The organism is Aquabacterium sp., assembly GCF_004297345.1.
Taxonomy (GTDB): domain Bacteria; phylum Pseudomonadota; class Gammaproteobacteria; order Burkholderiales; family Burkholderiaceae_C; genus Aquabacterium.
The window spans coordinates 1-4727 of the sequence record NZ_SCTN01000031.1; the positions used below are offsets into that span (position 1 = coordinate 1).

Sequence of the window (4727 nt, forward strand, 5' to 3'; positions counted from 1 at the left end):
TCTGGCGTGCGGCCAAAGGCGCGTGGGTTGGCCACGTCCATGAAACCCAAACCGGCACGGCCCAGTGCGGGGTAGGCGTTCCAGAAGCCTTCAGGGCCGCGGAAGTCTGGCAGGCCGGAGTCCACACCCATGCCGGCACCGGCCGCGATGATCAAGCCATCTGCCTGATCGATGATCTCGGCGGCGTGGCGGATCTGGGCGCGCAAGGCTTCATCAGGAGTGGCAGTGGGCATGGTGGGCTGCTGGGTCATGGGTTTTGATTGCTGCGGGTAAGCGGCCAGAAAAAATTTTCGCATCTCTGCATCCAAATCGGCATCTCTGCCGTTCTTCAGTCAGGCAGGGCGTGATCGCCCCCTTCTTTCTTTAACCAACTGACCATTCTGGAGAACGTTCATGACTTCTGTTCAAACCTTCTGCTTTTCTGCCATCCGCCTGGCTTTTTTCAGCCTGATCGCTTTCACGGTCAAGGCGCAACCTGTTGTGCAAGGCGGCGTGTTGACGGATGCTGCCGGCCGCACCCTCTATACCTTTGACAAGGACCAGGCCAACAAGAGCAACTGCCAAGGCGGCTGTCTGCAGAACTGGCCTCCCTATGTGGCGGCACCCACTGCCGGCGCCAAGCCCATCAACGGCGTGGCCCGTTTCGAGCACGACGACATGCAGCACTGGACCTGGAACGGCAGCCCGCTGTACTACTTCATTGGCGATGCCAAGCCGGGTGACCGCAATGGCGATGGCAAGGGCGGCGTGTGGCATGTGGTCAAGCCAGGTGCCAGCACTGCACCGGTATCGACAGGTTCCAGCTACTGATGCAATGCGCCTGACTTTGGTCAAGTGCACCTGATGGCGCCATGTCTGTGCCGTTATATTTCCGGCTTGTTTCGTCATCAGCGATGAGGTGGCCTACCCATGATCCAGGCACAGGAAGTGGAAGCCTTGTTGGCGCGTGTCGCCATGGGGGACAGGGTCGCCTTCAAATCGCTGTATGACTTGACGGCCGGCCTCCTGCTGGCCACGGCCAACCGGGTGCTGCAAGACCGCAGCCTGGCGGAAGACGTGGTGCAGGATGTGTTTGCCGGCCTGTGGCACAAGGCGGCAGACATGAACGCGCCCGTTGCCCGCAGCCTGGGTTGGCTGTGTGTGATCACGCGCAACCGCGCCATCGACCATGCACGCAAGCGCCCTGCGGATGTCTCCATGCATGGCGTGACCAGCGATGGCGATGACTACACCCACGATGCACCCAGTGACAGCCCGGATGTATTCGAGCAACTGGCCATGGCGCAAGACGATCAATGCCTGCAAGCGTGTTTGAAGCAACTGGCGCCCGAGCCCCGGCAGGCGGTGCTCTTGTCATACCTGGAAGGCTTGACTCACATGGAGCTGGCTGAGCGCATGCAACGCCCCTTGGGCACGGTCAAGGCCTGGACGCGGCGCAGCTTGTTGGCCCTGCGCCAGTGCATGGCGGGTGGTGCAGCATGACGGCGAGCACGAAGACCTACTGGCATCAGCACCCGGACACCATCGACCGGCTGGCCTCTGAATACGCCTTGGGCACCATGCCCCCACGATCGCGCCGTCGCTTTGAAGCCTTGATGCAGCGGCGCCCGGATATCCAGCAGGCCGTCTGGGTCTGGCACGACACGATGGCAGGTGCCCTGGTGGCCCAGAAGCCCCTGGCCGTGGATGCGGCCCAGTGGCCTCGGCTGCAGGCGCGCGTGTTTGGTGCTGCGCCGGCCAAGGCGTCCTGGTGGTCACGCTTGTTCGGCCCCGTGCCATCGGGCATGCTGGCCTTTGGTTTGTTGATGGGCCTGGCCCTGCCTCCATTGCTGCAAACCTGGCATGAGCAGCAGGCCGCGCAGGACATCACGTCGCAGTTGCCTGAAAGCTATGTGGGCGTGCTGGCCACGGCCCAGGGGCAAGCGGGCCTGGTGGTCTCCAGCTTGCGCAAAGGCATGTGGATGGACATCAAGCAGCAACAGGCGGTGCCTTTGCCGCCCGGGCAGGTGTTCTACCTCTGGTTGATTGACAAGGCCGGGCAAGCCCACCCCGTGGCCGCCGTGCCGGAGCTGGGGCAAGGCCACTTTGTGAGCGTGCGCCTGGCTCAGCCGGCAGAGGTGGTGTTCCGTGATGCCGTCGAGCTGGCCGTGTCGATGGAGCCGCAAGGCAGCCAACCGACGCGCCCAGGCGGTGCCTATGTGTACCGTGGCCTGTGTGGCAAGGTCTGGCAGCCGCCTGCGCGCTGAGCGTTGATCATCGATCCTGTGTGGTTCACAAGCCCAGTTCGCTCAAGCCGGGATGGTCATCAGGCCGTCGCCCTTGTGGCCAGTGGAACAGGCGTTCGCCCTCGGCAATGGGCAGGTCGTTGATGCTGGCGTGGCGCACGGCCATATAGCCCTTGTCATCAAACTCCCAGTTCTCGTTGCCGTAGGAGCGAAACCACTGCCCTGCTTCGTTTCGCCACTCATAGGCAAAGCGCACGGCGATGCGGTGGGTGTCAAAGGCCCAGATTTCCTTGATCAGGCGGTAGTCCAGCTCCCTTTGCCATTTGCGGGTCAGGAAGGCTTCGATCTGTTTGCGGCCTTGCGGGAACTCGGCGCGGTTGCGCCAGCGGCTGTCAGGCGTGTAGGCCATGGCCACGCGTTGCGGGTCACGCGTGTTCCAGGCGTCTTCGGCCAGGCGCACCTTCTTGATCGCGTCTTCGCGGCTGAACGGTGGCAAGGGCAGGCGGGGGGCTTCGGTGGGTGTGTTCATGATGATGCGGCTCAAGCTGGAAACATGCCATCCATACCCACATAACCTGGCAAGGCCTGGATGCGATGCAGCCATTGCACAACATGGGTGTAAGGCGCCAGATCCAACCTGGCTTGAGGTGCCAGGGCGATGTAGCTGTACACGGCCAGATCGGCAATCGAGGTCTGTGTGCCCACCAGCCAGTCGGCTTGCGCCAGTTGCTGGTTCAACACGGTCAACAAGTCGGCGCTCAGCTTCTCGGCAGCGGGCACATCCAGCGGGCGGCCAAACAGGTAGTGCAAGCGCAAGGCACCCGGGCCACGGCTCACTTCGCTGGCAGCCACGGAGAGCCACCCCATCACCTGGGCACCCAGAACAGCATCGGCGGGGAACCACTGACCTTGCCCATAACGCTGCGCCAGGTAGAACAGGATGGCCTGGCTGTCTCGCAGCACCACATCGCCATCTACCAGCACTGGCACCTGCCCGAAAGGGTTCATGGCCAGGAAGGCGGGGGACTTGTGTTCGCCCTGTGCGCCGGCCACATTGATGACTTCATGGGGCAGCTTCAACAGGTTCAGCAACAAGCGCACTTTGTGGCTGTTGCCGGAGATGGGGAATTGGTAGAGCTTGATCATGGTGGTCCTCATGGTTTGATGTGGGTGTTGGCCAGCGCCGCTTTCAATGCGGCAATCTCTGCATGCAGCGGTGCAACGGCCTCTTGCACCTGGGCTTCAGTAAAGCGCGGCGTGATGTGCTGCGGGCAGTTCCAGTCATAGGCTTCGATGCTGATGATGAAGGCGCGTTCCACCCGGGCGCGGTAGGAAGGCATCTCCAGCCTGGCGACCAGGGCTGGATCTTCCGATTCGCTGACCAGGCGCACGCGCCCCAGCAGTTTGAGCCTGCGGCGGTTGGCGTAGTCCATCAGGAAGAGCGAGATGCGGTCATTGCCTTGCAGATTACCCACGCTGATGTACTGCACATTGCCTCTGAAGTCGGCAAAGCCAATGGTGCGGGCATCCAGCACCTTCAAGAAGCCCGTCGGCCCGCCGCGGTGTTGCACATAGGGCCAGCCGGTTTCACTCACGGTCGCCTGGTAGAAGCTGTCACGGGCTTCGATGAACTCGGCCTCACGTTCGGTCAAGCTGTCTCGCCGGTCATCGGTGACATCCAGCGAGGCGTAGTTGGCGCGGCTGCCCATGCTGGTCTGCATGGCGCGCACGCCAGGGGTGAAGGCGATGTCGGTGTAGGCGCGGCTCATGGGCGGGCCTCCTGTGAAGGTGGTTTGGGCGCTGGCAGCGTGCTTATAGCGCGACCTTGGGGAAGTCGATGTCCACGCGGCTGGCCTTGCCCAGGATGTTGGTCAGCAGGTTCATGCCCACGTGGGTGATGATTTCAACGATGTCGGCATCCGAGTAGCCAGCTTCGCGTGCTTCGATCAGCTCTGCCGTGGTGATGTCGCCCTTGTGTTCAACCAGGCTGCGCGCCAGCTTCACGGCCACGGCGGCCTTGGCGTCTTCGCTGGATCCGGCGCGGGCTGCAGCGATCTCGTCACCGGTCAGGCCGGCCTTGCGACCGATGGCTGTGTGCGCAGACAGGCAGTACTCGCAGGTGTTCTGCTGCGCGAGGGCCAGCGCGATGCGCTCACGGGTTTGAGGTGTGAGGTTGCCGGCGTTGGCCACACCATGCAGACCCAGGAAGGCTTGCAGCGCCACAGGCGAGTTGGCGAAGACCTTGAGGAAGTTGGGCACCATGCCCAGTTGCCCCTGGATGGCATCCAGCAGGGCCTTCTGTTCGGCGTTGGCGTTGTGTTGTTCGATGACGTTGATGCGGCTCATGGTTCAGTCCTGTTTGGTGGATCTCGCTGCACTTCGCAGCCAGTGACTGAACTGTGATTGATGTTGTTATGTAAGAGAATATGCTGTGAATTGAATAAACTGTTTCGAAAAATGGAATAGTGATGGACAGGCTCTACCTGATGACCGTTTACGTGG

Annotated in this window: 7 protein-coding genes and 1 pseudogene; 3 read left to right on the top strand and 5 right to left on the bottom strand. The window is 62.1% G+C overall.

The window, feature by feature from the left end:
• Nucleotides 1–233 (bottom strand): annotated as a pseudogene (locus EPO09_RS00870) (NAD-dependent deacetylase); the annotation flags it as partial.
• A 160-nt stretch (nucleotides 234–393) separates the two neighbouring features.
• Here EPO09_RS00870 and EPO09_RS00875 point away from each other — a divergent pair.
• The 3 genes from EPO09_RS00875 (at nucleotide 394) to EPO09_RS00885 (ending at nucleotide 2246) form a co-directional block, all read left to right on the top strand.
• Complete coding sequence (locus EPO09_RS00875; protein ID WP_290639250.1) at nucleotides 394–810, top strand: hypothetical protein; 417 nt, start codon at nucleotides 394–396, stop codon at nucleotides 808–810.
• Between the two features lie 99 nt (nucleotides 811–909).
• Nucleotides 910–1482 (top strand): sigma-70 family RNA polymerase sigma factor, encoded by a 573-nt coding sequence (locus EPO09_RS00880; RefSeq protein WP_290639252.1) that lies wholly within the window; start codon nucleotides 910–912, stop codon nucleotides 1480–1482.
• Complete coding sequence (locus tag EPO09_RS00885) at nucleotides 1479–2246, top strand: anti-sigma factor (protein ID WP_290639254.1); 768 nt, start codon at nucleotides 1479–1481, stop codon at nucleotides 2244–2246. Before EPO09_RS00880 ends, EPO09_RS00885 begins: the two co-directional genes overlap by 4 nt.
• Before the next feature lie 25 nt (nucleotides 2247–2271).
• Here EPO09_RS00885 and EPO09_RS00890 read toward each other — a convergent pair whose 3' ends face one another.
• From EPO09_RS00890 to EPO09_RS00905, 4 genes are read right to left on the bottom strand one after another with little or no spacing between them, the layout of a single operon-like run.
• Nucleotides 2272–2754, bottom strand: a complete 483-nt coding sequence (locus tag EPO09_RS00890; RefSeq protein WP_290639256.1) for a nuclear transport factor 2 family protein — start codon at nucleotides 2752–2754, stop codon at nucleotides 2272–2274.
• An 11-nt stretch (nucleotides 2755–2765) separates the two neighbouring features.
• Complete coding sequence (locus EPO09_RS00895) at nucleotides 2766–3371, bottom strand: glutathione S-transferase family protein (RefSeq protein ID WP_290639258.1); 606 nt, start codon at nucleotides 3369–3371, stop codon at nucleotides 2766–2768.
• Between the two features lie 8 nt (nucleotides 3372–3379).
• Nucleotides 3380–3994, bottom strand: coding sequence for a pyridoxamine 5'-phosphate oxidase family protein (locus EPO09_RS00900; RefSeq protein WP_290639260.1), 615 nt, complete (start codon nucleotides 3992–3994; stop codon nucleotides 3380–3382).
• A gap of 43 nt (nucleotides 3995–4037) precedes the next feature.
• Nucleotides 4038–4571, bottom strand: coding sequence for a carboxymuconolactone decarboxylase family protein (locus tag EPO09_RS00905; RefSeq protein ID WP_290639262.1), 534 nt, complete (start codon nucleotides 4569–4571; stop codon nucleotides 4038–4040).
• Nucleotides 4572–4727: the final 156 nt, after the last annotated feature.